Genomic DNA, 20,625 nt, shown 5'->3' on the forward strand with positions numbered 1-20,625 from the left:
ATGACCACCAACGCATCCTCCAGTTTCGTCAATATCGGCGAGCGCACGAACGTGACCGGATCGGCGCGCTTCAAGAAGCTGATCATGAACGAGGATTACGAGACCGCGATCGAGGTCGCGCGCGACCAGGTCGAGAACGGCGCGCAGGTGATCGACGTCAACATGGACGAGGGCCTGCTCGATTCCGAAGCGGCGATGGTCAAGTTCCTCAAGCTGATCGCGGCCGAACCCGATATCGCGCGCGTGCCGGTGATGATCGACAGTTCCAAGTGGCACGTCATCGAAGCGGGGCTCAAGTGCGTCTCGGGCAAGCCGATCGTGAACTCGATCAGCATGAAGGAAGGCGTCGACGAATTCCTCGAGAACGCGAGGCTGTGCCGGGCCTACGGCGCGGCGGTGGTGGTCATGGCCTTCGACGAGGACGGCCAGGCCGACACCAAGGAGCGCAAGGTCGAGATCTGCGAGCGCGCCTACAAGCTGCTGACCGAAGACGGCTTCCCGCCCGAGGACATCATCTTCGATCCCAACATCTTCGCGGTGGCGACGGGGATCGAGGAGCACGCGACCTACGGCGTCGATTTCATCGAGGCGGTTCGGCACCTCTCGAAGAGCTGCCCGCACGTCCATTTCTCCGGCGGCCTCTCGAACCTCTCCTTCAGCTTCCGCGGCAATGAGCCGGTGCGCCGCGCGATGCACTCGGTCTTCCTCTACCACGCGATCCCCGCCGGGCTCGATATGGCGATCGTCAATGCCGGGCAGCTCGACATCTACGACGATATCGACCCCGAGCTGCGCGAGGCCTGCGAGGATGTGATCCTCAACCGCACGCCTGCGAACGGGCAAGACGCAACCGAGAACCTCATCGCGCTCGCCGAAAGCTACAAGGGCAAGGACGCCAAGACCGAAAAGGAAGCCGCCGAGTGGCGCGAATACCCGGTCGAAAAGCGGGTGGAGCATGCGCTGGTCAAGGGCATCGACGCGCATATCGTCGACGATACCGAAGAAATGCGCGTCGCGGTGAAGGAACGCGGCGGCAAGCCGATCGAGGTGATCGAAGGCCCGCTGATGGACGGCATGAACGTCGTCGGCGACCTGTTCGGATCGGGCAAGATGTTCCTACCGCAGGTCGTGAAATCCGCCCGCGTGATGAAGAAGGCCGTGGCCCACCTCTTCCCGTATATCGAGGAGGAGAAGGACGAGAACGCCAAGGGCAAGGGCAAGATCGTGATGGCGACCGTGAAGGGCGACGTCCACGATATCGGCAAGAACATCGTCGGCGTCGTGCTCCAGTGCAACGGCTACGAGGTGATCGACCTTGGCGTGATGGTGCCCTGGAGCGACATCCTGGAGGCCGCGAACGAGAACAATGCCGACATCATCGGCCTGTCGGGCCTCATCACCCCTTCGCTCGACGAGATGGTCACTGTGGCCGAGGAGATGCAAAAGGCGGAAATGTCGCTGCCGCTGCTAATCGGCGGGGCGACCACCAGCAAGGTCCACACCGCGCTGAGGATCGATCCGGCCTATGAAGGCCCGGTAATCCATGTGCTCGACGCGAGCCGCGCGGTCGGCGTCGCCAGCCGCCTGCTGTCCGACACGCAGCGTGACGATTACGTTTCCGAGGTCGCTTCGGATTACACCAAGACGCGCGAGGCGCGCGAGGGCAAGACCAAGAACCCGCTGCTCAGCATCGAGGAAGCGCGCGCCAACCACTACGATCCCTTCTACCGCGACAAGCCGGGACAGCCCGCGAAGCCCGGCCTGCATGTCTACGACGACTGGTCGCTCGCCGAACTGCGCGACTATATCGACTGGACGCCGTTCTTCCGCGCGTGGGAGCTTGCGGGCACCTACCCCAAGATCCTCGAAGACGAAGTCGTCGGCGAAACCGCGCAGACCCTGTTCGACGATGCCAATGCGATGCTCGACAGGATCATCGAAGAACAGTGGCTGACCGCTCGCGGGGTATGCGGCTTCTGGCCCTGCGCACGCGACGGCGACGACATCACGGTGCATCTCGACGAGCGCGAGGAGCATGTCGTTCTCCCGATGCTGCGTCAGCAGATCAAGAAGAGCCGCGAGCGCGCGAACATGTGCCTCGCCGATTTCATCGACCCCTCGGGCGACTGGATCGGCGGCTTTGCGGTCGGCATCCACGGGATCGACGAGCCGTCGAAGAAATTCCGCGAGGACAAGGACGACTATTCGGATATCCTTCTCAAATCGCTGGCCGATCGCTTCGCCGAAGCTTTCGCCGAGCGGCTGCACGAGCATGTCCGCACCGATCTGTGGGGCTATGCGCCGAACGAGCAGCTCACCGGCGAAGCGCTGATCAAGGAAGAATATCGCGGCATCCGCCCCGCGCCGGGCTATCCGGCATGCCCCGACCATTCGCTCAAGCCGATCCTGTTCGACCTCCTCGACGCGCCCGAGAATGCCGGCCTCACCCTGACCGAAAGCTTCGCCATGTGGCCCACGGCTGCGGTCAGCGGGATGTATTTCGGCCACCCGGAATCGGAGTATTTCGGCGTCGCGCGCATCGGCCGCGATCAGCTGGAAGACTACGCGAAGCGCAGGGGCGTGGATATCGCAACCGCCGAACGCTGGCTGAGGCCCAATCTCGATTGACGCACCGCAGCAAATCGCGCACACCAGATGCGTTCTCCGCAGAAGCGATTCTGTGGCGGAGCGCGCGGGAGAGATCGTCGGCCTTACGGTTGGCGGCGCCGAAGGAGCAACCGCCCCGGAAACTCTCAGGCACGACGAACCGCGCGCGTCGATTGGACACTCTGGAAAGCGCTCCGATGCAAATCGGCGCCACCGAAGGGGTAAGCTCTCAGGTATTCCGACAGAGGGGGCAGGCGGCAAGGATGCGCAGAACCGCGCGTCTTCCCGCAGCTGTCGGATATTGAATGATGAGCGAACAACACGATCACGACGAAAATCCACCCGAAAAGCTCCCGCTCGATGCGTGGCACCGCGTGCAAGGGGCGCGGATGGTGCCTTTCGCGGGCTACGAAATGCCGATCCAGTACACCGGTCCGTTTGGGGGCATTGTCGCCGAACACGAGTGGACGCGCACCAGTGCCGGGCTGTTCGATGTGTCGCACATGGGGCAGCTGTTGCTCTCCGGGCCGGATCTGGATGCGGCGGTGGAAGCGGTGCTGCCTATCGACCTGTCGACGCTCAAGCTGGGCCGCCAACGCTATTCGCTGCTGCTCGACGAGAATGGCGGCGTGCTCGACGACCTGATGGTCTCGCGCTGGCCCGAGCATCTGTATCTGGTGGTCAACGGCGCGACCAAGTGGGACGATATCGCCTTCCTGCGAGAGCATCTGCCCGACGACATCACTCTCAACCACCTCGAAGATCGCGCGCTGCTAGCGCTGCAGGGGCCCAAGGCCGCGGATGCGCTGGCGCGGCATGCGACGGGCGAATATCCGCTTGCCTCGCTCACCTTCATGAGGTTCGGCCAGTACGCCATTGCCGGTCACGACGTGACCATCGCGCGGGCAGGCTACACCGGCGAAGACGGGTTCGAGATTTCGGTCGCCGCCGATGCGGTGGAAGAGGTCGCTACGCTGCTTTGCGGTGAGCCCGAGGTGAAGCCCATCGGCCTCGGCGCGCGCGATTCGCTGCGGCTGGAGGCGGGGCTGCCGCTCTACGGCCACGACCTGTCGCCCGAGACGAGCCCGATCGAAGCCGGATTGATCTTCGGGATCAACAAGCGTCGCCGCACGGACGGGGGCTACCCCGGAGCGGACCGGATCAACCGTGAGATCGGCGAGGGCACGGGCCGCAAGTGGGTCGGCCTTGCACTCGAAGGCCGCCTGCCCGCGCGCGAGGGCGCGGAGATTTTCGCCGGTGACACTCAGGTCGGCACCGTCACCAGCGGGGGCTTCTCGCCCACGCTCGGCCATCCCATCGCCGTGGGTTATGTCGATGCCGCCCATGCCGAAATCGATACCGCGCTCGAAGTGCAGGTCCGGAACAAACGCCTGCCTGCGCGCGTCGCGAAAATGCCCTTTGTTCAACACCGCTATTTCCGGGGGAGCTAGCAAATGTCCCGTTACTACACCGAAGACCACGAATGGATCGAAGTCGAAGGCGAAGCCGCGACGGTCGGCATCACCGAATATGCGCAGGAGCAGCTGGGCGACATCGTGTTCGTCGAACTCCCCGATGAAGGCGCCGAGCTGGAAAAGAGCAAGGACGCGGCGGTCGTGGAATCGGTCAAGGCCGCGAGCGACGTCTACGCGCCGATCAGCGGCACGGTGATCGAGGTGAACTCGGCGCTCGAAGAAGACCCCGCGCTGGTCAATTCCTCGCCCGAGGAAGACGGCTGGTTCTTCAAGCTGACCATCGCCGACGAAAGCGAACTGGAAGGCCTGATGGACGAAGGCGCCTACAAGAGTTTTGTGGACGGGCTGTGACTTGCGCCTTGTGTTCGCCCTTTTTGCCACGCTTCTAGGCTTTTCTGCGACGGCATGTAGTGACTCGAAGTGGGGCGATAATCAGCCTGTCACTGTTGAAGATGTGAATGACAACATCCGCTCCTGGGACGGTCAAATCTATCGGGTGACCGGTTGGCTGGGCCGGTGCGAAGGACTGGATTGCGCGCTCTATCCTACGCTGGATGATGCGCGCATAGTCGCGAGTGACGATTATGATCGTGCGGTATGGTCAAGAGCGATGGATCGTCGGCTTGGAATCGCCAGCATGGGCGATTTCGATGATCGGGCCGCGCCTTATCAGTTCCAAGAGGTCGAGTTGACCGCGCTTGTGAATGATCAATGCCGGGGCTGGCAAAGCGGCTGTACCGACCGGGTGCCGGACCTGATTCCTTTCGATATCACACCAATCAATCCTGCGAATGAGGCAGAATAGATGCGCTACCTCCCCCTGACCGACGCCGACCGCGGCGAGATGCTCGCGAAAATCGGTGCGTCCAGCATCGACGACCTGTTCGTCGACGTGCCCGAAGAGGCGCGCCTGGATGGCCCGATCCACGACCTGCCGCTGCACGCGAGCGAGATGGCGGTGGAGCGGCATATGCGTATGCTCTCCAAGAAGAACCTTGCGGCGGCCGATGCGCCCTTTTTCCTCGGTGCGGGGGCCTATCGCCACCATGTGCCCGCATCGGTCGATCACATCATCCAGCGCGGCGAGTTCCTGACCGCCTACACGCCCTATCAGCCCGAGATTGCGCAGGGCACGCTGCAGATGCTGTTCGAATTCCAGAGCCAGGTCGCGCGGCTCTATGGCTGCGCGGTTGCCAATGCATCGATGTACGATGGCTCGACCGCGTGCTGGGAAGCGGTCGCGATGGCGGGGCGGATCGCGCGCGGCAAGCGCAGGAAGGTCGTCCTCTCAGGCGGGCTGCATCCGCATTATGCCGAGGTCGTGCGGACCATGGCGAAGTTCACCGAGGACGAGATCGGCGATGCGCTGCCGACGATGAAGGGCACGCCCGATCTCGACGGACTGATCGGCCGGATCGACGAGGATACGTCCTGCGTCGTGGTCCAGTACCCCGACATTCTCGGCCGCCTGACGGACCTCGAGAAAATCGCCGAGGCCGCGCATGCCAAGGGCGCACTGCTGATCGCGGTGAATCTGGAGCCGGTGGCGCTGGGCGCGGTGAAGTCCCCCGGCGAGATGGGCGCGGATATCGTCGTCGGCGAAGGGCAGGCGCTGGGCGTCGGGCTCCAGTTCGGCGGGCCCTATCTGGGCCTGTTCGCGGTGCGCGACCAGAAGCACGTGCGCATGATGCCGGGCCGCCTGTGCGGCGAGACCACCGATGCCGAGGGCAAGCGCGGCTTCGTGCTGACGCTCTCGACGCGCGAGCAGCATATCCGGCGCGAGAAGGCGACCAGCAATATCTGCACCAATAGCGGGCTGTGCGCGCTCGCCTTCAGCGTCCACATGACGCTGCTCGGCGAGGAGGGGCTGCGGCGGCTGGCGGCGGAGAACCACCGGCTCGCGTGCCTTGCGGCGGACAGGCTGGCGCAGGTGCCCGGCGTGAGTGTGCTCAACGACAATTTCTTCAACGAATTCACGATCCGCATCGGGCGCGACGCGCGCGAGGTCGTGCGCACTTTGGCCGACAAGGGCATCCTCGCGGGCGTTTCGCTCGGGCGGCTCTACCCGCATGCGGACGACCTCGCCGACGGCCTGCTCGTCACGCTCACCGAAACCACCAGCGAGGACGATATCGACGCCCTCTGCGCCGCGCTCAAGGAGGTGCTGCAATGAACGCCCCGAACAAGTCCGGCTGGAAGCCCGGCACGCCCCTCGCAGGAGAAAACGGCGGCGACAGCCCCACCACCACCGGCAATCGCGCGCTGATGCTGGAAGAGCCGCTGATCTTCGAAATCGGACGGACCGGCACCACCGGCGTCGATTTCGACTTCGCCGCCAAGCTCGACCTGGCTGGCGTGGAGCAGCCCAGCTCTCCGACACCGGCGCCCGCGTCGCGCCTCGGCGGGCTCGAACGCAGCGAGAGCATCGGCCTGCCCGGCCTCGCCGAGCCCGAGGCAGTGCGTCACTACACCCGGCTCAGCCGCCAGAACTACGCGATCGACCTCGGTCTCTTCCCGCTCGGCAGCTGCACGATGAAGCACAATCCCCGCCTGAACGAGAAAGTCGCACGGATGCCCGGCTTCGCCGACGTGCATCCGCTGCAGCCGGTCGATACGGTGCGCGGCGCGCTCGAAGTGGTCAACGAACTCGCCTTCTGGCTGATCCACCTCACCGGCATGCACTCGGTCGCGATGAGCCCCAAGGCGGGCGCGCATGGCGAGCTGTGCGGCATATTGTGCATCCGCGCTGCGCTCGAAGCGCGCGGCGATCCAAGAAAGGTCGTGCTGGTGCCAGAAAGCGCGCACGGCACCAACCCCGCCACCGCCGCTTTCGCGGGCTACGAGGTGGAGGATATTCCCGCGACCGCCGAGGGACGCGTGGATCTGGAGAAGCTGAAAGAGCGGCTCGGGCCGGACGTCGCGGGTGTGATGATCACCAACCCCAACACCTGCGGCCTGTTCGAGCGCGACATGAAGGCGATCTCGGACGCGGTTCATGAAGCGGGCGGCTTCGTCTATTGCGACGGCGCCAACTTCAACGCCATCGTCGGCAAGGTGCGCCCCGGCGACCTCGGCGTCGATGCGATGCACATCAACCTGCACAAGACCTTCTCCACCCCGCACGGCGGCGGTGGGCCGGGCTCGGGCCCGGTGGTGCTTTCCGAAGCGCTCGCCCCCTTCATGCCGCTGCCCTACACCGCGCGGACCGCAGATGGCGTCGTCCACCTCGTCGAGGAAGAGGATGCGGATGCCTTCGCGAAGGAACATTTCGGCGGGGCACTGCAGCACTTCGGCCGGATGACCGCTTTCCACGGCCAGATGGGCATGTTCACCCGCGCGCTGACCTATATCCTCAGCCACGGGGCGGACGGGCTGGCACAGGTGGCGGAAGACGCGGTGCTCAACGCGAACTACATCCTGCGCGAGCTCGAGGATGTGCTCCACGCGCCCTACGGTTCGAGCGGCCCGTGCATGCACGAGGCGCTGTTCGGCGATAAGGGCTTTGCCGAGGACATCTCCACGCTCGACCTCGCCAAGGCGCTGATCGACGAGGGCTTTCATCCGATGACGATGTACTTCCCGCTGGTGGTCCACGGCGCGATGCTGATCGAGCCGACCGAAACCGAGAGCAAGGCGGGGCTCGACCAGTTCATCGCCGCGCTGCGGTCTGTGGCGGAGCGGGCGAAGGTGGGCGACGAGAGCCTGAAGGCCGCGCCCTATTTCGCGCCGCGCCGCCGGCTCGACGAAACGCAGGCGGCGCGCAAGCCGATCTTGGCATGGGAGGGCGAGCTTGCCCCTGCAGGCCAGCCGGTGCCGAGCGAGATCGGCGGGCAGTAGTCTTGTAAGGTGCGCGTCCGCGCGGCATGATCCTTCGGTTTTTTCGACAGGGAGGGAAGACCGTGCGTGTTTCGATAGGTCTCGTGGCAGTGCTTGGACTCTTGGCAGGCGGCTGCGGTGAAGCGACCGCGGATAATGGCGCTGCCTCCAGCGGCACGGCATCCGCAGACGAAGTCGCCCAAGAAGAGGCTTACGAGCCCGCGCCGCTGCGCGGGCCGGACCTTTCGGGCCTGCTCGATGCCAAAGAGGAGCACCCGCTCGCGCCGCTGACGATGGATGCGCGCATGTTCCTGAACTACTCCTACAAGGCGAATGACGACCGCACGGCGCTGATCTCTGCCGGGCCGCGCGAAGTCCCCATAACCGACATTACCGTCACGCCGCGGATCATCGCGCCGCAGGGCACGGACGACCTGTGGAAGGTTCGGCTCGATTTCGAAGGCCGGTGGGAAGGTTTGCAGGTACTTGGCCTGGGAAGCGACGAAGCGCCGACTACCTTCGATCTTACGCCGAACATCACCAAATTGTACTTCGCGGAGCCGGTCGCGGTCGTTGCGCGCAAGCTGGCCGATCTCGGCATCGATGTGAACGCCGATGGGTCGCCCAAGGTGCTGCGCAAGCTTCCGGGGAAAGGGTACCCTGCCAAAGGCAGCGACACCTTCGACTGGCACGGGCAGGTGAGCATGGTGCGTGAGGACGAGGGGAAAACCGCATTCATCTTCCGCGAAGGCTTCTTCAACGACGGGACGTATTGATCCGGCGGGATGCCTGTTTGAAGATCATCTTCAGCCGCAAGGGGTTCGACAGCGGATCGGGCGGCGGATCGTCGCCGATTGTCGATGGTGCGCCGGTCTCGCTGCCCATCCCCGACAGCAAGGGCATTGCGAGGACGACCTACGGAGACCTGGGGCTGGGAGGGCATGCCGCAAAGGCGAGCAAGGGCGCCTATGGCGCGGACTCGCTCTGCCACCACGATCCGATGTTCCTGCCGGATGGGCGTTGCGTCTTCGGCCAGGTCGGCGCCGCGCAGACCCACCTTGCAAACCGTGGCGTGGGCCCGGGTGACGTGTTCCTGTTTTTCGGACGGTTCGCGGGGAACGGGCACGGGGCCCATCACCGCATTTTCGGGTACCTCGAAGTTGAGCAGGTGATCGCGCTTGGCACCAGCACTGAGGAAACCCGCTCACAATTCGTCCAGTTCGACCATCCGCATGCGCTGGGCCCGCACGGCGGCAATGATACGCTTTATGTGGGGCCGGGACACATGGCGGGCCGCGCGTGCGACACTCTGCGCCTGACCGCGCCGGGCGAAGCGCTTAGCCGGTGGGTACGCCCGAAATGGCTAAGGCGCGGAGACCTGTCCTACCACGATGCGCAGTGGCGCTGGGCGGAGCGTGATCGCCTGATCGCTGTCAGCCGCGGGCAGGAATTCATTGCCGATATCGGACGTCGCAAGGCTCCGCGCGATTGGCTGGAACGGATCGTCGCGGAAATCGGTGAAAGATGATTCCCCTATGCCCGGCGATAGCAATAATCGGCGGGCAGACCCAGCCGCTGGCTCGCGAGCGCAGGCGGGGCGGAGCGCAGCACGATCCGGTCCGACGCCCTGGCAGCGGCCTTCACCAGCGTGCTTTCCCCGGTGCGCAGGCGCCAGTCATCGAGTTCCAGCCGCTCGATCAGATGGTCGGGCAGCATGTCCGTCGCCGCTCGCAGCAACACAAATTGCAAGGGGCGCATGGCCAGCGGAAACGCGTCGACCCGGCGCATGATGCCGAGGAATTCCGCAATGATGGGGGAGGGCACCAGCCGATCGTCCATCCGCGCGAAGAGGTCCCGCATCTCCGCCTCGCTGGTGGGTGCCCCGGCCGCGCCATAAAGGCGGGCAGCCGGCTTTCCCTCGGCCAGGGCGCGGTCCCGTTCAGCCGGGCTCAATGCACGCGCATAGCGATCATAGGCACCGATGAAGCCGAAGGATGCGGTCGCCTGCACCCAGTCGAGCAGGACGGGGTCGTTGGCGTGATAGGGCCTGCCCTCGCTGGTCGTACCGCGCACCCGGTCGTGCGCGCGCACCACGCCCGCGATCATCGCCTCGGCTTGGCTCTTCGCGCCGTAGACGGTGACCATCGCCGCCATGCCGGTGCGCTGCAGCCGGGTGAGCGCGTCGGTGCGGAAGCTCGAATGCTGCCACACGCCGTCGCGCACGCCGGGCTCGGCCAGTTCCAGCAGAACCGCGCTGACGCCGCCGATGAACAGCGTGACCGGGTTCTTGAAGATGCGCCACGAAACCGAATCCGCGGGCACCAGTGCGGGCTCGCCCGCAGGCGTTGTGAAATCGACGCGCGGCATCCCCTCCGGGTTGAGAAGATCGTCCGCCGCCCGGTCGATCCGGCGCTGTACCGGCGAGGGGAGGGAGAAGGCTGCGCTCGTCATGCGGGATCAATCGCCAGCCGAGCTGGTGTGTTCCCCGCAACGCGGCGGCCGCCGCCTACCTGTACGTCTTGATGATCGCCGAGAAATCGAGCGCGTCGTTACCCGCGCCGGCGAAATCCTCGTACAGGCTCGCCGCCCGCGCGCCCAGCGGCACGCCTGCATCGACCTCTTCCGCCGCCGCCATCGCGAGGCGCAGGTCTTTCAGCATCAGCGCGGTCGCGAAGCCACCCTGGTAGTCCTTGTCGGCAGGGCTCTCGACGCCCACGCCCGGTAGCGGGGTATACGCATTGAGCGACCAGCAATAGCCGCTCGACTGAGAGCTGATCTCGTAGAACTTCTGCGGATCGAGGCCGAGTTTCTGCGCCATCTTCATCGCCTCGGCGACGCCGATCATCGAGATTGCGAGCAGCATGTTGTTGCAGATCTTGGCGGTCTGGCCCGCGCCTGCGTCGCCCGCGTGGATCACCGCCTTGCCCATGCCTTCGAGAATCGGCCTGGCCGCCGCGAAGGCTTCTTCGGTGCCGCCGACCATGAAGGTCAGCGTGCCGCCGTCCGCTGCGGCGATCCCGCCGCTGACCGGCGCGTCGACCATCTTGTAGCCCTTGGCGGTGGCCAGTTCGGTCACTTCCTTGGCGGTGGCGACGTCGATGGTCGAGCAGTCGAGCAGCGCCGCGCCCTCGGGCGCATGGCCGATCACCGCGTCGGAATAGACCGACTTCACGATTCCGCCATTGGGCAGCATCGAGACCACCGCATCGGCGCCCTGCACGGCTTCCTTCGCGTCGGTGAAGGTCTCGCAGCCATTGCTCTTGGCCTTGGCAAGCGCGTCTTCCGACAGGTCGAACGCGCGCACCTCGTGGCCGTTCTTGACCAGGTTCGCGGCCATCCCGCCGCCCATGTTGCCGAGGCCGATAAAGGCGATTTTCATAGCATCTCTCCAATTGCCCTCTCCCCGTGCGGGGAGAGGATACGCAGGCTTGCGACCCCGGATTTGATCCGGCGCGCTAGCCGAAGTTGGAGAGGGGCGATCTGACCTGCGAGACTTGCAGACCCCTCTCCCAACCCTCTCCCCTCAAGGGGAGAGAGCTTAAGGGTTTACCGCCCCTTCCATTGCCCGTCGCGCTTTTCGATGAAGGCTTTCATGCCCTCGGCCTTGTCCTCGGTTGCGGTGAGGATCTGGAACAGGCGGCGTTCGTGGAGCACACCCTGACCGAGGAAGGTCTCGTAGGCGGCGTTGACCATTTCCTTGTTCACCATCGCCGCCATCGGCGGCATTCCGGCAATGGTGGCGGCGGTGGTGCGCGCCTCGTCCATCAGCGTGTCATGCGGCACGACGCGCGCGACGAGGCCGCTGCGTTCGGCTTCCTCGGCGTCCATCATCCGGCCGGTCAGGCACATTTCCATCGCCTTGGCCTTGCCGACCGCTCGGGTCAGGCGCTGCGATCCGCCCATGCCCGGCGCGACGCCCAGCTTGATCTCGGGCTGGCCGAACTTTGCCCTGTCGCTCGCGATGATGAAGTCGGCCATCATCGCAAGCTCGCACCCGCCGCCCAGCGCGAAGCCGTTGACCGCCGCGATCCACGGTTTGCGCACCGCCTCGACGATGTGGCTGGTCCACTTGGCGAAGAAATCCTGCAGGTAGAAATCCGCCGCGTCCTTCTCGCTCATCTCCTTGATGTCCGCGCCCGCGGCGAAGGCCCTGTCGCCCGACCCGGTCAGGATCGCGCACAGCTGGCTGTCGTCGTTCTGATAGGCGGTGAAGGCCTCGATCAGCTCGTCGAGCACCACGCTGGAAAGCGCATTGAGCGCCTGCGGGCGGTTGAGCGTGATGGTGGTGACGGCGCCGTCGGTCTGCGTGGTGATGGTTTCGTAGGGCATTCAGGGCTCCTCAAATTCGTCACCCTGAACTTGTTTCAGGGTCCGGTCTTCGATCCGTACCGTCTGCCCGAGGGGCGGGCTGGATGCTGAAACGAGTTCAGCATGACGGTCTTGGCAAAGGATCAGCTCAGCGGCGTCCACTCCTCGCCCTCGGGCAGGGCGGCGAAGATCGCCTCGATCTGTTCGTCGGTTACGCCTTGGGGCGTGGCGGGGTTCCATTGCGGGTCGCCGGTCTTGTCGACGATCACCGCGCGCACGCCTTCGGCAAAATCGTGGCTGACGAGCACGCGGCTGCCGATGCGGTATTCCATCCGCATCTCGTCGGCGAAGCTGCCAAGCGTCAGGCTGTCCGCCAGCTGGCGCAGCGCGACCTTGCAGCTTTGCGGGCTCTTGGCGCGCAGCGTCTTGAGTTCCTTCGTCGCCCACTGGGAATCATCGGCTTCGAGCGCGGTGAGGATGTCTTCCAGCGTGCGCCCCGCGAACAGCCGGTCGATGTTCTCGCGATTGGCGAGGATGCGTGCCTCGGGCGGGGTCTCGGAAGCCTGGTCGAGGATCGCCTGGATACTCCCCGGATCGTCGACGATCGCCGCCTTCACGCGGGCGAGGTTCTCGCTCGCGATGTAGTGCGTGGCGAGGCCGATCGCGTGGCACTCCGCCCCGTCGAGCCGTGCGCCGGTGAGCGCGAGGAAATGCCCGATGCGGCCCGGCAGGCGCGAAAGATACCAGCCGCCGCCTACGTCGGGAAACAGGCCGATCCCGGTCTCGGGCATGGCGAACTTGGTGTTCTCGGTCGCCACGCGGTAGCTCGCGGGCTGGCTGATGCCCACGCCGCCGCCCATGGTGATCCCGTCCATGAAGGCGACCACAGGCTTCTTGTAAGTGAACAGCTGGTGGTTGAGCTGGTACTCGGCGTGGAAGAACTCGCGGCCTGTCTTGCCCTCGTCGTTCAGCGCCGAGTTGCGCAGCATCGCGATATCGCCGCCCGCGCAGAAGCCGCGCCCCTCGGCATGGTCGATCATCACCGCCGCGATGCCGGCATGGTCGGCCCACTCCCCCAGCGCATCGGCCATCGCGACGCACATTTTCGTGGTCAGCGCATGGATCGCCTTGGGGCGATTGAGCGAAATGTGGCCTACGTTCTGGTGAGTGTGGATGTTGAGTTGATCGGTCATAAGAACTCCCTCCCCTCCTCTTCAGGGGAGGGGATCGAGGGGTGGGGTGGAGCACGGAGCGAGGCCGTCAGGCAAACAGGCCCCTCCCTGCTGCAACTAGCAAGCAAACTTGCAAGTTTCGCTAACCCTCCCCGAACGGGGAAGGAGAAAAGGGGCGCACAAATCACTGCCGCAGCAGATCCCGGCCCACGATCATCCGCATCACCTGGTTGGTGCCCTCGAGGATCGAGTGCACGCGCAGGTCGCGCCAGTAGCGTTCGATCGGGTAGTCCTTGAGATAGCCGTAGCCGCCGAACAGCTGCAGCGCGTCGTTGACGACCTTGCTGCCATTATCGGTCGCCAGCCGCTTCGCCATCGCGGAGAAGCGCGACTTGTCGGGCGCGTTGTCGGTGACTTTCGCGGCCGCGAGATAGAGCAGCGCGCGCGCCGCCTCCAGATCGGTCGCCATGTCGGCGAGCATGAACTGCGTGTTCTGGAAGTCGGCGATCTGTTGGTCGAACTGCTGGCGTTCCTTGGTGTACTTCACCGCCTCGTCGAGGCAGCGCTGCGCCCCGCCGAGCGAGCAGGCGCCGATGTTCAACCGTCCGCCGTCGAGGCCCATCATTGCGAAGCGGAAGCCTTCACCTTCGTCGCCCACGCGGTTCTCGACCGGCACGCGCGCATCCTCGAAGATGACCTGCGCGGTCGGGCTGGCATTCCAGCCGAGCTTCTTTTCGGGTGCGCCGAAGCTGACGCCGGGCGTATCCTTGTCGACCACGAGGCAGGTGATGCCCTTGGTCTTGTGCTCGCCCGTGCGGACCATGGTGACGTAGACGTCGTTCACGCCGCCGCCGGAGATGAACTGCTTGGTGCCGTTGAGCACGTAGTGGTCGCCATCCAGCACGGCCTGCGTCTTCAGGCCCGCCGCGTCCGATCCGCTGCCCGGTTCGGTGAGGCAGTAGGAGGCGAGCTTTTCCATCGTCACCAGCTGGGGAAGGTATTTCTCCTTCACGCCCGCGCCGCCGAAGCGGTCGATCATCCAGCTGGCCATATTGTGGATCGAGATGAATGCGCTTGTGGTGGGGCAGCCATAGGCCATCGCCTCCATGATCAGCGCCGCTTCGAGGCGGCCGAGGCCGATCCCGCCCGATTCCTCGGACACGTAGATCGCGCCGAAGCCGAGCTCGGCGGTCTGCTTGATCGTGTCGACGGGGAAGTGGTGTTCCTCGTCCCACTTGCCCGCGTGCGGCGTGATGTTGTCGGCGGTGAACCGCTGCGCCATGTCCTGGATCGCGAGCTGGTCGTCTGAGAGCTGGAATTGTCCGGTCATGCCGGGCGACCTAGCCCCACATGCGCGCCAGTTAAAGGGGGCTTGCGGTCAATAGCCGCTGGCCCCGGTTGTGCTTGCACCGGTCGGACTGGCAGCGGGCGGGCAGCGACGGCGGATGGTGCCGCTATCCGACTGGGAAACCTCGCGCGTGGCCAGCTGCTCGCTGTTCCTGACCAGGCTCATCGCATATTCGCCGTCCCACTTTTCGCCTTCGCCTTCCATTGCCAGACGCACGACGATGCCGGGCTGGCCACGTCGCACGGCGGTGACCTCTCCCTGCGATTCATAGAAGGTGATCGTGCCGGGGCGGATGGTGAGAAACATCTCCGATTCGGGCGAACAGGGCCCTTCGGGCGCATCCCACTGGCCGAGGAAGCGCGCCGGAATCGCGGTGAGCGCGGCGCGGTCTTCCGCAACGTCGCCTGCCGGTACGTCAGGCAGGTTGAACAGGGTTGGCTCGGCTGTTGGCGACGGGTCGCCGGATGGAGTGGGGGCCAGGCCCATCGGATCTTCGGAACCGGGGGCGGCTGGTGTGCTCTCGGGCGTGGGCCGGGGTTCGTCCTGCGCGGCGACGCCGCCATTATCGGCGACGACTTCGGGCTGCTGGGCCTCGCATGCGGCCAACAGTCCCATGCTTGCCAGCATTGTCCCAGCCATGATCCTCATGCGCTGTCTCCCCTATCCCGAACCCTCGCGGTACACATCCTTTACCGCAATCCGCTCGATTTCGCGATAGGCCTGTTCTGTGGGGCGAGCCGGCGGATCAGGATGATGACTTTTCCCCTCGCCGCCGGGATGTCGAAACCGTCGGGTTCGCGCACGGGTGGCAGCAGACGCATCGAGAGCCAGAGCGGCGGCGAGAATGCCGAGCGTGAAGCGCATGGACTGCGCTTCAGCCGCAGCGGTGCTCGTAGGTAATGCTACCCTGGCCCTCCGGATCGAGAACCAGCGTCTCGCCTCCATCCTTGAGCGTCAGGGTCATGCCAAAATCCTTGCCCACGTAATCGCCCGCGAAGTAGGTCGCCTTTGCACGATAGCTGGACGGGCCGATCTTCTCGATATTGCTCAGCTTCCAGCCGTTGTTCGTCTCGCTGACGATCTGGCGTGGCTCGACCTTCATGGCATCGGGACCGAGCGAATCGCAGCTGGCGTATTCGCCGCCATCCCACTGGCCGAGGAAACTGGCCGGAAGCCCGCCACCGCTGCTCGCTGCCGCCGCCTGCTTCTTGGCGGCGGGCTTGCCGCAACGCTCGAGCCGGAGCGAGGACATCCGCGGCGCACTGTAGACCAGCATGTCGTCACTGGAGACCGACAGGCCGAAGCGCTGGTCCTGGTCGGGATATTTCGGGTCCTGTTCGCGGTCGAGCTCGATCGTGTCGGTGGAGAGGATCTTCACTGACTTGAGCGCCGGCGCGCCGCGGCTCTCGATCCCGCCGGCGGTGATGACCATGGGGTCCGAACAGTCGCCGAAAAAGCCCCACTTGCCGTGGAAGGCTGCAGGGATCGGGGTCAGGGCCTTGCGTGTCGGTGTCGGGGCAGCCGCGTCGGTTTCGGCTTTGGCATCGGAATCGGAAACCGCATCGGCGTTGGCTTTCGAAGCGGCTTCATCGACGCTTGCAGCCACAGCCTCGGCCGTTGTTTCGCCTTCGCCACATGCCGACATGGCGAGCGCGGCCAGGGCCGCTACGAAAATGTGTTTGCGGATAGACATCTTCCATCTCCTCCCGGATTTCCATCCGGAAAGCAGACTAACGCGCTCGTCCCTATCGGCAAGGGTCGGGCCGCAAGTGCGACTCAGTCGTCGGTTTCCCGAGCCTCGCCGAGCACACGGGTGTCGAACCACTGCTGCGCCAGATCGGTATTGTTGCCGCGATACCAGCGCGGGGCGGGCAGGCCTTTATCCCAAGCCACCATCTCGGTCAGCGTGCCCTGGGCGGAAGGGGTATCGTAGGTGCGCGCCCTCTGCGCAAACGGGTCGGCATAGGCCTCGTCCGCGCTCACGATGGTCCAGCCCTTCGCCTCGAGCGCCCGTACCAGATCGCCGATCCACAGCGCGGCGAGGTCGGTCTCGTGCAACAGCAACACATGCGCGGGCGAACGCCCGATCGCCTTGCGCGCGAGCGTGTCGTAGAATTCCGCCGCATCGACATGCGCTTCGACGTAGAGTTTGCGCAGCGCCTCGCGGTCGATCGCCTTGCCCTGGGCCACCGCCCGCTTGGCTGCGCCTTCGTAGAACCAGTCGCTCGCGTCGACGGTGGCATAGCCGTTGACCAGCCCCCGCTTTGCCAATGCCGCGCGCACCGCGTCGCGCTTCGCTGCGTCCTGCTGCCCTTCGTCGAGATACGGATACCGGAACCATGGGCGATAGCCGTCGCGGTCACGCAGCCGTTCCTCGCCGGCGTCGATATCGGCGAGGTATTCGGTGAGACCGGTCTGCGAGAGGCGCGGGTGGTTCGCTGAGTGGTTCGCGATGACATGACCTGCCGCGACATAGGCGGCGATGCGGCGCGTATCGTCGGGTCCGTCGATCCTGCCCGGATTGACGAAGAACGCGGCCTGCTCGACGCCCGCTTCGGCGAGGTTCGCGATCAGCAGTTCGGTGCGCTCCTCCTCGGTCAGGAACGCGCCCGGCGCGCGCGGCACATCGTCGAAGCTGAGCGCAATGCGCTTTTCCGCAGGTGGCAGTGGGGGCGGGGTGTCCTTGGCATGGGCGCAGGCGGCGAGCAGTCCGAGGAGAAGAGCGAGAATCCAGCGCATGGCCGGATGCTAGCGCGGGCAGCGGCGGTACATAGTGGTCGAGCGTTCACCCGTGTCGAAATTGCGGACGGTCAGAGTCCTCGCCACCGGATCGACGGTGAATTCCAGCTCGTCGCGGGTCGGCTCGTCGGCATAGGTCGTGTCGAACACCGCGCGGATGCGGCCGGGTTCGCGCAGCTTCACCTCAATGAAGCGCCCACCCGTCTCGAAGTAGGAATAGCCGTCGGCACGCACGGTCAGGACCTTGCCCATATTGTCCTGCTGATAGCCGTCGCACTGAGCCTTGGTGACCGCAGCACCGTCCGTCTCGCGCCACTTGCCGCGGATCGCGGTGGGGAAGGACTTGGGCAGCGCCTCCTGCGAGGCCTCCTGAGTGGTTTCATCGCTGTCGGGCAGGCCCGATTCCTGGCCCAACACCATGTCCTCCAGCGGAGGGGCACCGTCGCCGATGCCGCCATCGGGCTCCACCGGCATGGGGGTGTTGGTGGTGCCGGGCTCTTGCGCTGCGGTCTCTTCGGACGACGTTCCGTCCTCGTTGGCTTCCTTCACGGTGCAGGCGGCACTCGTGCAGGCGAGAGCGATCAGAAGCAGGGGCAAGCGGGTGCGCATGGGAATATCCTTTGTTCTCGGCAGGCCCCCCATGCAGGATCGCGGCGGGTGTTGCCAAGCGGGCGCGAGGTTATAGCAGGATCGCCTTGGCGCGGCTGGTGCCGTCGCGGCGCTGGTCGAGCCCGTTGAGCCCGCCATTGATGCGCCGCGTCACGCCTTCCAGATCGTCCCGATCGGCGAGGGTATTGCAATCCCTGCTGTCCCAGAACCAGCATGCCGCGCGTACGCCCTGCAAGGGGTCCTCCAGCAATTCGGGCCGGTCCGCCAGCGGCAGGTTCAGCGCGGCGGCGTGGCTGGTGTAATTCTCGCGTCCGGTAAGTTGCTTGACCCCGCGCCCGCGAAACCGCCAGCCGTCGCCGTCCTGCGTGTTGCCGAGATTGCGCCGCCCCCAGTCGCCGCCATAGACGAGATTGGCGATCTGAGCCTGACGCGCGAGCGAGAGGCTACCTTCGCCCGGCTTGCGGCCCAGCCGCTCGACGTCCTCGTCGCTGATCCGGTGCCGGCCGAAGATCGCCCGCAATCCGCCCGTCGAGTAGTTCATGCTTTCGACGAGGCGCGAAAAGCCACCCGTCTCGGCGGTTTGCTGGCCCAGCGCATGGGCGAGGCGCAGGGGCCGGTCGAGGCCAACTTGGGCGAACTCGATAGCCATTGCTCCGCCGAGTGCAAAACGCAGGCTGGAGATCGCGCTCTTGCGGCCGACATAGCTGATGAGGGCGGCGTGGCTGATCGGGCCGAAATCGCCATCGATGGCAATGTCGTACCCCCGGGCGTTCAGGCGCTCCTGCGCACGGCGAGCGTTTTGCATCCTCGTTCTCCTGTAAAACTGCGCGACGATGGATCGGGGATCGCCGCGCAGTCTTCAGAAGAAATAGTATTCTCCTACATTGCAAGAAGAATGCTCATCCATTCGGACTAACCCATGGTCGGAATGATAAAGGCATCCTTGTTGTCGGCGTCGGCAGTGCCATCGGGCCAGCGCTGGGTGACCTTCTTCGACTTGGTCCAAAAGCGCAGCCCTTCCTGCCCGTACTGGTCGATGTCGCCGAAGCCTGACCGCTTCCACCCGCCGAAGCTGTGATAGCTGACCGGCACGGGGATGGGCACGTTGATGCCGACCATGCCCACGTTCACCCGGTGTGCGAATTCGCGCGCGGCGTGGCCGTTGCGGGTGAAGATGGCAACGCCGTTGCCATACTGGTGCTCGCTCGGCAGACGGACGGCCTCTTCGAAGTCCTTCGCGCGCACGATCTGGAGCACGGGGCCGAAGATCTCTTCCTTGTAGCTTTCCATGTCGGTGGTGACCTTGTCGAGCAGCGTCGGGCCGACGAAGAAGCCCTTCTCGTGCCCCTGCAGCGAGAACCCGCGCCCGTCGATCACGACCTCGGCACCTTCCTTCTCGGCAGTGTCGATCCAGCTTTCGATGCGCGCCTTGTGCTCGGGCGTGACGACCGGGCCGTAATGCGCTTCGGGATCGTTGGAGACGCCGACGCGCAAGGCGTTGATCGCGGGGATCAGTTTCTCGCGCAGGCGCTTGGCGGTATCCTCGCCCACCGGCACCACCACGGGCAGCGCCATGCAGCGTTCGCCCGCCGAGCCGAAGGCGGCACCCGCCAGGTCGTTCACCACTTGGTCGAGATCGGCGTCGGGCATGACGATGCCGTGGTTCTTCGCGCCGCCGAAAGCCTGCACGCGCTTGCCGTTCGCGGTGCCGCGCGAATAGATGTACTGCGCGATGTCGGACGATCCGACGAAGCTGATCGCGGCGATATCGTCATGGTCGATGATCGCGTCGACCATTTCCTTGTCGCCGTTGACGACCTGCAGCAGCCCCTCGGGCGCGCCCGCTTCGACGAACAGCTCGGCGAGGCGGATGGGCACGCTGGGATCGCGCTCGGACGGCTTGAGGATGAAGGCATTGCCCGCCGCGATCGCCATGCCGAACATCCACATCGGGATCATCGCGGGGAAATTGAACGGCGTAATGCCCGCCCCGATGCCGAGCGGCTGGCGCATCGAATAGACGTCGATGCCCGGGCCTGCGCCTTGCGTGTACTCACCCTTCAACGCCTGCGGAATGCTGCACGCATATTCGATCACTTCGAGCCCGCGCTGCACGTCGCCATGCGCATCGTCGACCACCTTGCCGTGTTCGCTGGAGAGAAGCTCGGCCAGCTCCTGCTTGTTGGCTTCGACCAGTTCCTTGAACTTGAACATCACGCGGGCACGGCGCTGCGGATTGGTCGCCGCCCATTCGGGCTGGACCTCTTTGGCCTTGGCCACCGCGCGTTCGAGCAGCGCCGCATCGCCCAGCGCAACCTCGGCCTGCACCTCGCCGGTCGAGGGGTTCCATACCTTGTGCGTGCGGCTGGCTTCGCCGGTGGCAACACCGGTGGCGAGGTGGTGGTCGATAGTGCGCATGGGGGAATTCTCTCCGTTTTGTTCTGTTTCGCCGCGCGGCTTAGCGCGGGCTGCGCGGCCATGCAAAGACAGGACCACGCTCCTGAATGAACGAGCGCTTCTGGCGGGATTTGGTTTCACGAGGCGCAAGGCC

20 protein-coding genes and 1 riboswitch are annotated in these 20,625 nt (G+C 65.2%); of the genes, 8 read left to right on the forward strand and 12 right to left on the reverse strand.

From position 1 onward, the window contains the following. The 8 genes from metH to AAG612_RS13170 all read left to right on the forward strand — a co-directional run bounded on the left by metH (position 1) and on the right by AAG612_RS13170 (position 9,426). The gene (metH, locus tag AAG612_RS13135) at positions 1 to 2,628 is read left to right on the forward strand and encodes a methionine synthase (protein ID WP_342510792.1); all 2,628 of its coding nucleotides are present in this window, start codon (positions 1 to 3) and stop codon (positions 2,626 to 2,628) included. 55 nt (positions 2,629 to 2,683) lie between these two features. After that, positions 2,684 to 2,780, forward strand: a riboswitch (glycine riboswitch). A gap of 135 nt (positions 2,781 to 2,915) precedes the next feature. Next, positions 2,916 to 4,058, forward strand: a complete 1,143-nt coding sequence (gene gcvT, locus AAG612_RS13140; RefSeq protein WP_342510794.1) for a glycine cleavage system aminomethyltransferase GcvT — start codon at positions 2,916 to 2,918, stop codon at positions 4,056 to 4,058. A 3-nt stretch (positions 4,059 to 4,061) separates the two neighbouring features. After that, positions 4,062 to 4,433 (forward strand): glycine cleavage system protein GcvH, encoded by a 372-nt coding sequence (gene gcvH, locus AAG612_RS13145; RefSeq protein ID WP_342510796.1) that lies wholly within the window; start codon positions 4,062 to 4,064, stop codon positions 4,431 to 4,433. A gap of 1 nt (position 4,434) precedes the next feature. Further along, positions 4,435 to 4,887 (forward strand): hypothetical protein, encoded by a 453-nt coding sequence (locus AAG612_RS13150; protein WP_342510799.1) that lies wholly within the window; start codon positions 4,435 to 4,437, stop codon positions 4,885 to 4,887. Further along, the gene (gcvPA, locus tag AAG612_RS13155; RefSeq protein ID WP_342510801.1) at positions 4,888 to 6,255 is read left to right on the forward strand and encodes an aminomethyl-transferring glycine dehydrogenase subunit GcvPA; all 1,368 of its coding nucleotides are present in this window, start codon (positions 4,888 to 4,890) and stop codon (positions 6,253 to 6,255) included. Continuing rightward, entirely contained in the window at positions 6,252 to 7,919 is a 1,668-nt protein-coding gene (gene gcvPB / locus AAG612_RS13160) for an aminomethyl-transferring glycine dehydrogenase subunit GcvPB (RefSeq protein WP_342510804.1), read from the forward strand. Before gcvPA ends, gcvPB begins: the two co-directional genes overlap by 4 nt. 62 nt (positions 7,920 to 7,981) lie before the next feature. Then, positions 7,982 to 8,674 carry a hypothetical protein gene (locus AAG612_RS13165; protein ID WP_342510807.1) on the forward strand — a complete coding sequence of 231 codons (693 nt, stop codon included), beginning with the start codon at positions 7,982 to 7,984 and terminating at the stop codon, positions 8,672 to 8,674. A gap of 17 nt (positions 8,675 to 8,691) precedes the next feature. After that, positions 8,692 to 9,426 carry an Nmad3 family putative nucleotide modification protein gene (locus AAG612_RS13170; protein ID WP_342510809.1) on the forward strand — a complete coding sequence of 245 codons (735 nt, stop codon included), beginning with the start codon at positions 8,692 to 8,694 and terminating at the stop codon, positions 9,424 to 9,426. Positions 9,427 to 9,431: 5 nt separating this feature from the next. On the opposite strand, the gene AAG612_RS13175 is transcribed toward AAG612_RS13170, so the two are convergent. The 12 genes from AAG612_RS13175 to AAG612_RS13230 form a co-directional block, all read right to left on the reverse strand. Continuing rightward, entirely contained in the window at positions 9,432 to 10,349 is a 918-nt protein-coding gene (locus tag AAG612_RS13175) for an oxygenase MpaB family protein (RefSeq protein ID WP_342510811.1), read from the reverse strand. Between the two features lie 55 nt (positions 10,350 to 10,404). Beyond that, positions 10,405 to 11,277 (reverse strand): 3-hydroxyisobutyrate dehydrogenase, encoded by an 873-nt coding sequence (gene mmsB, locus AAG612_RS13180; RefSeq protein WP_342510813.1) that lies wholly within the window; start codon positions 11,275 to 11,277, stop codon positions 10,405 to 10,407. Between the two features lie 167 nt (positions 11,278 to 11,444). Beyond that, entirely contained in the window at positions 11,445 to 12,227 is a 783-nt protein-coding gene (locus AAG612_RS13185) for an enoyl-CoA hydratase-related protein (RefSeq protein WP_342510814.1), read from the reverse strand. A 122-nt stretch (positions 12,228 to 12,349) separates the two neighbouring features. Next, entirely contained in the window at positions 12,350 to 13,399 is a 1,050-nt protein-coding gene (locus AAG612_RS13190) for an enoyl-CoA hydratase/isomerase family protein (protein ID WP_342510816.1), read from the reverse strand. 163 nt (positions 13,400 to 13,562) lie between these two features. After that, positions 13,563 to 14,708 (reverse strand): acyl-CoA dehydrogenase family protein, encoded by a 1,146-nt coding sequence (locus AAG612_RS13195; RefSeq protein WP_342510818.1) that lies wholly within the window; start codon positions 14,706 to 14,708, stop codon positions 13,563 to 13,565. Between the two features lie 48 nt (positions 14,709 to 14,756). After that, positions 14,757 to 15,374, reverse strand: coding sequence for a hypothetical protein (locus AAG612_RS13200; protein ID WP_342510820.1), 618 nt, complete (start codon positions 15,372 to 15,374; stop codon positions 14,757 to 14,759). A gap of 12 nt (positions 15,375 to 15,386) precedes the next feature. Then, positions 15,387 to 15,590, reverse strand: coding sequence for a hypothetical protein (locus tag AAG612_RS13205; protein WP_342510822.1), 204 nt, complete (start codon positions 15,588 to 15,590; stop codon positions 15,387 to 15,389). Between the two features lie 10 nt (positions 15,591 to 15,600). Beyond that, the gene (locus AAG612_RS13210; RefSeq protein WP_342510824.1) at positions 15,601 to 16,419 is read right to left on the reverse strand and encodes a hypothetical protein; all 819 of its coding nucleotides are present in this window, start codon (positions 16,417 to 16,419) and stop codon (positions 15,601 to 15,603) included. 83 nt (positions 16,420 to 16,502) lie between these two features. Continuing rightward, positions 16,503 to 17,465 carry a polysaccharide deacetylase family protein gene (locus AAG612_RS13215; RefSeq protein ID WP_342510826.1) on the reverse strand — a complete coding sequence of 321 codons (963 nt, stop codon included), beginning with the start codon at positions 17,463 to 17,465 and terminating at the stop codon, positions 16,503 to 16,505. Positions 17,466 to 17,474: 9 nt separating this feature from the next. Further along, positions 17,475 to 18,074 carry a hypothetical protein gene (locus AAG612_RS13220; RefSeq protein WP_342510828.1) on the reverse strand — a complete coding sequence of 200 codons (600 nt, stop codon included), beginning with the start codon at positions 18,072 to 18,074 and terminating at the stop codon, positions 17,475 to 17,477. Positions 18,075 to 18,144: 70 nt separating this feature from the next. Continuing rightward, on the reverse strand, positions 18,145 to 18,879 hold the full coding sequence (locus tag AAG612_RS13225; RefSeq protein WP_342510830.1) for a hypothetical protein: 735 nt from the start codon (positions 18,877 to 18,879) through the stop codon (positions 18,145 to 18,147). 107 nt (positions 18,880 to 18,986) lie between these two features. Beyond that, entirely contained in the window at positions 18,987 to 20,492 is a 1,506-nt protein-coding gene (locus tag AAG612_RS13230; protein ID WP_342510832.1) for a CoA-acylating methylmalonate-semialdehyde dehydrogenase, read from the reverse strand. Positions 20,493 to 20,625: the final 133 nt, after the last annotated feature.

Origin of the sequence: Citromicrobium bathyomarinum, from assembly GCF_038594605.1 — a bacterium.
GTDB lineage: Bacteria > Pseudomonadota > Alphaproteobacteria > Sphingomonadales > Sphingomonadaceae > Alteriqipengyuania > Alteriqipengyuania bathyomarina_B.

Bases quoted from the DNA above. Each gene is read 5' to 3' on its own strand.
- metH (WP_342510792.1), top strand. From the start codon at position 1: ATGACCACCAACGCATCCTCCAGTTTCGTCAATATCGGCGAGCGCACG.
- gcvT (WP_342510794.1), top strand. From the start codon at position 2,916: ATGAGCGAACAACACGATCACGACGAAAATCCACCCGAAAAGCTCCCG.
- gcvH (WP_342510796.1), top strand. From the start codon at position 4,062: ATGTCCCGTTACTACACCGAAGACCACGAATGGATCGAAGTCGAAGGC.
- gcvPA (WP_342510801.1), top strand. From the start codon at position 4,888: ATGCGCTACCTCCCCCTGACCGACGCCGACCGCGGCGAGATGCTCGCG.
- gcvPB (WP_342510804.1), top strand. From the start codon at position 6,252: ATGAACGCCCCGAACAAGTCCGGCTGGAAGCCCGGCACGCCCCTCGCA.
- AAG612_RS13175 (WP_342510811.1), bottom strand. From the start codon at position 10,349: ATGACGAGCGCAGCCTTCTCCCTCCCCTCGCCGGTACAGCGCCGGATC.
- mmsB (WP_342510813.1), bottom strand. From the start codon at position 11,277: ATGAAAATCGCCTTTATCGGCCTCGGCAACATGGGCGGCGGGATGGCC.
- AAG612_RS13185 (WP_342510814.1), bottom strand. From the start codon at position 12,227: ATGCCCTACGAAACCATCACCACGCAGACCGACGGCGCCGTCACCACC.
- AAG612_RS13190 (WP_342510816.1), bottom strand. From the start codon at position 13,399: ATGACCGATCAACTCAACATCCACACTCACCAGAACGTAGGCCACATT.
- AAG612_RS13195 (WP_342510818.1), bottom strand. From the start codon at position 14,708: ATGACCGGACAATTCCAGCTCTCAGACGACCAGCTCGCGATCCAGGAC.
- AAG612_RS13200 (WP_342510820.1), bottom strand. From the start codon at position 15,374: ATGAGGATCATGGCTGGGACAATGCTGGCAAGCATGGGACTGTTGGCC.
- AAG612_RS13205 (WP_342510822.1), bottom strand. From the start codon at position 15,590: ATGCGCTTCACGCTCGGCATTCTCGCCGCCGCTCTGGCTCTCGATGCG.
- AAG612_RS13210 (WP_342510824.1), bottom strand. From the start codon at position 16,419: ATGTCTATCCGCAAACACATTTTCGTAGCGGCCCTGGCCGCGCTCGCC.
- AAG612_RS13215 (WP_342510826.1), bottom strand. From the start codon at position 17,465: ATGCGCTGGATTCTCGCTCTTCTCCTCGGACTGCTCGCCGCCTGCGCC.
- AAG612_RS13220 (WP_342510828.1), bottom strand. From the start codon at position 18,074: ATGCGCACCCGCTTGCCCCTGCTTCTGATCGCTCTCGCCTGCACGAGT.
- AAG612_RS13225 (WP_342510830.1), bottom strand. From the start codon at position 18,879: ATGCAAAACGCTCGCCGTGCGCAGGAGCGCCTGAACGCCCGGGGGTAC.
- AAG612_RS13230 (WP_342510832.1), bottom strand. From the start codon at position 20,492: ATGCGCACTATCGACCACCACCTCGCCACCGGTGTTGCCACCGGCGAA.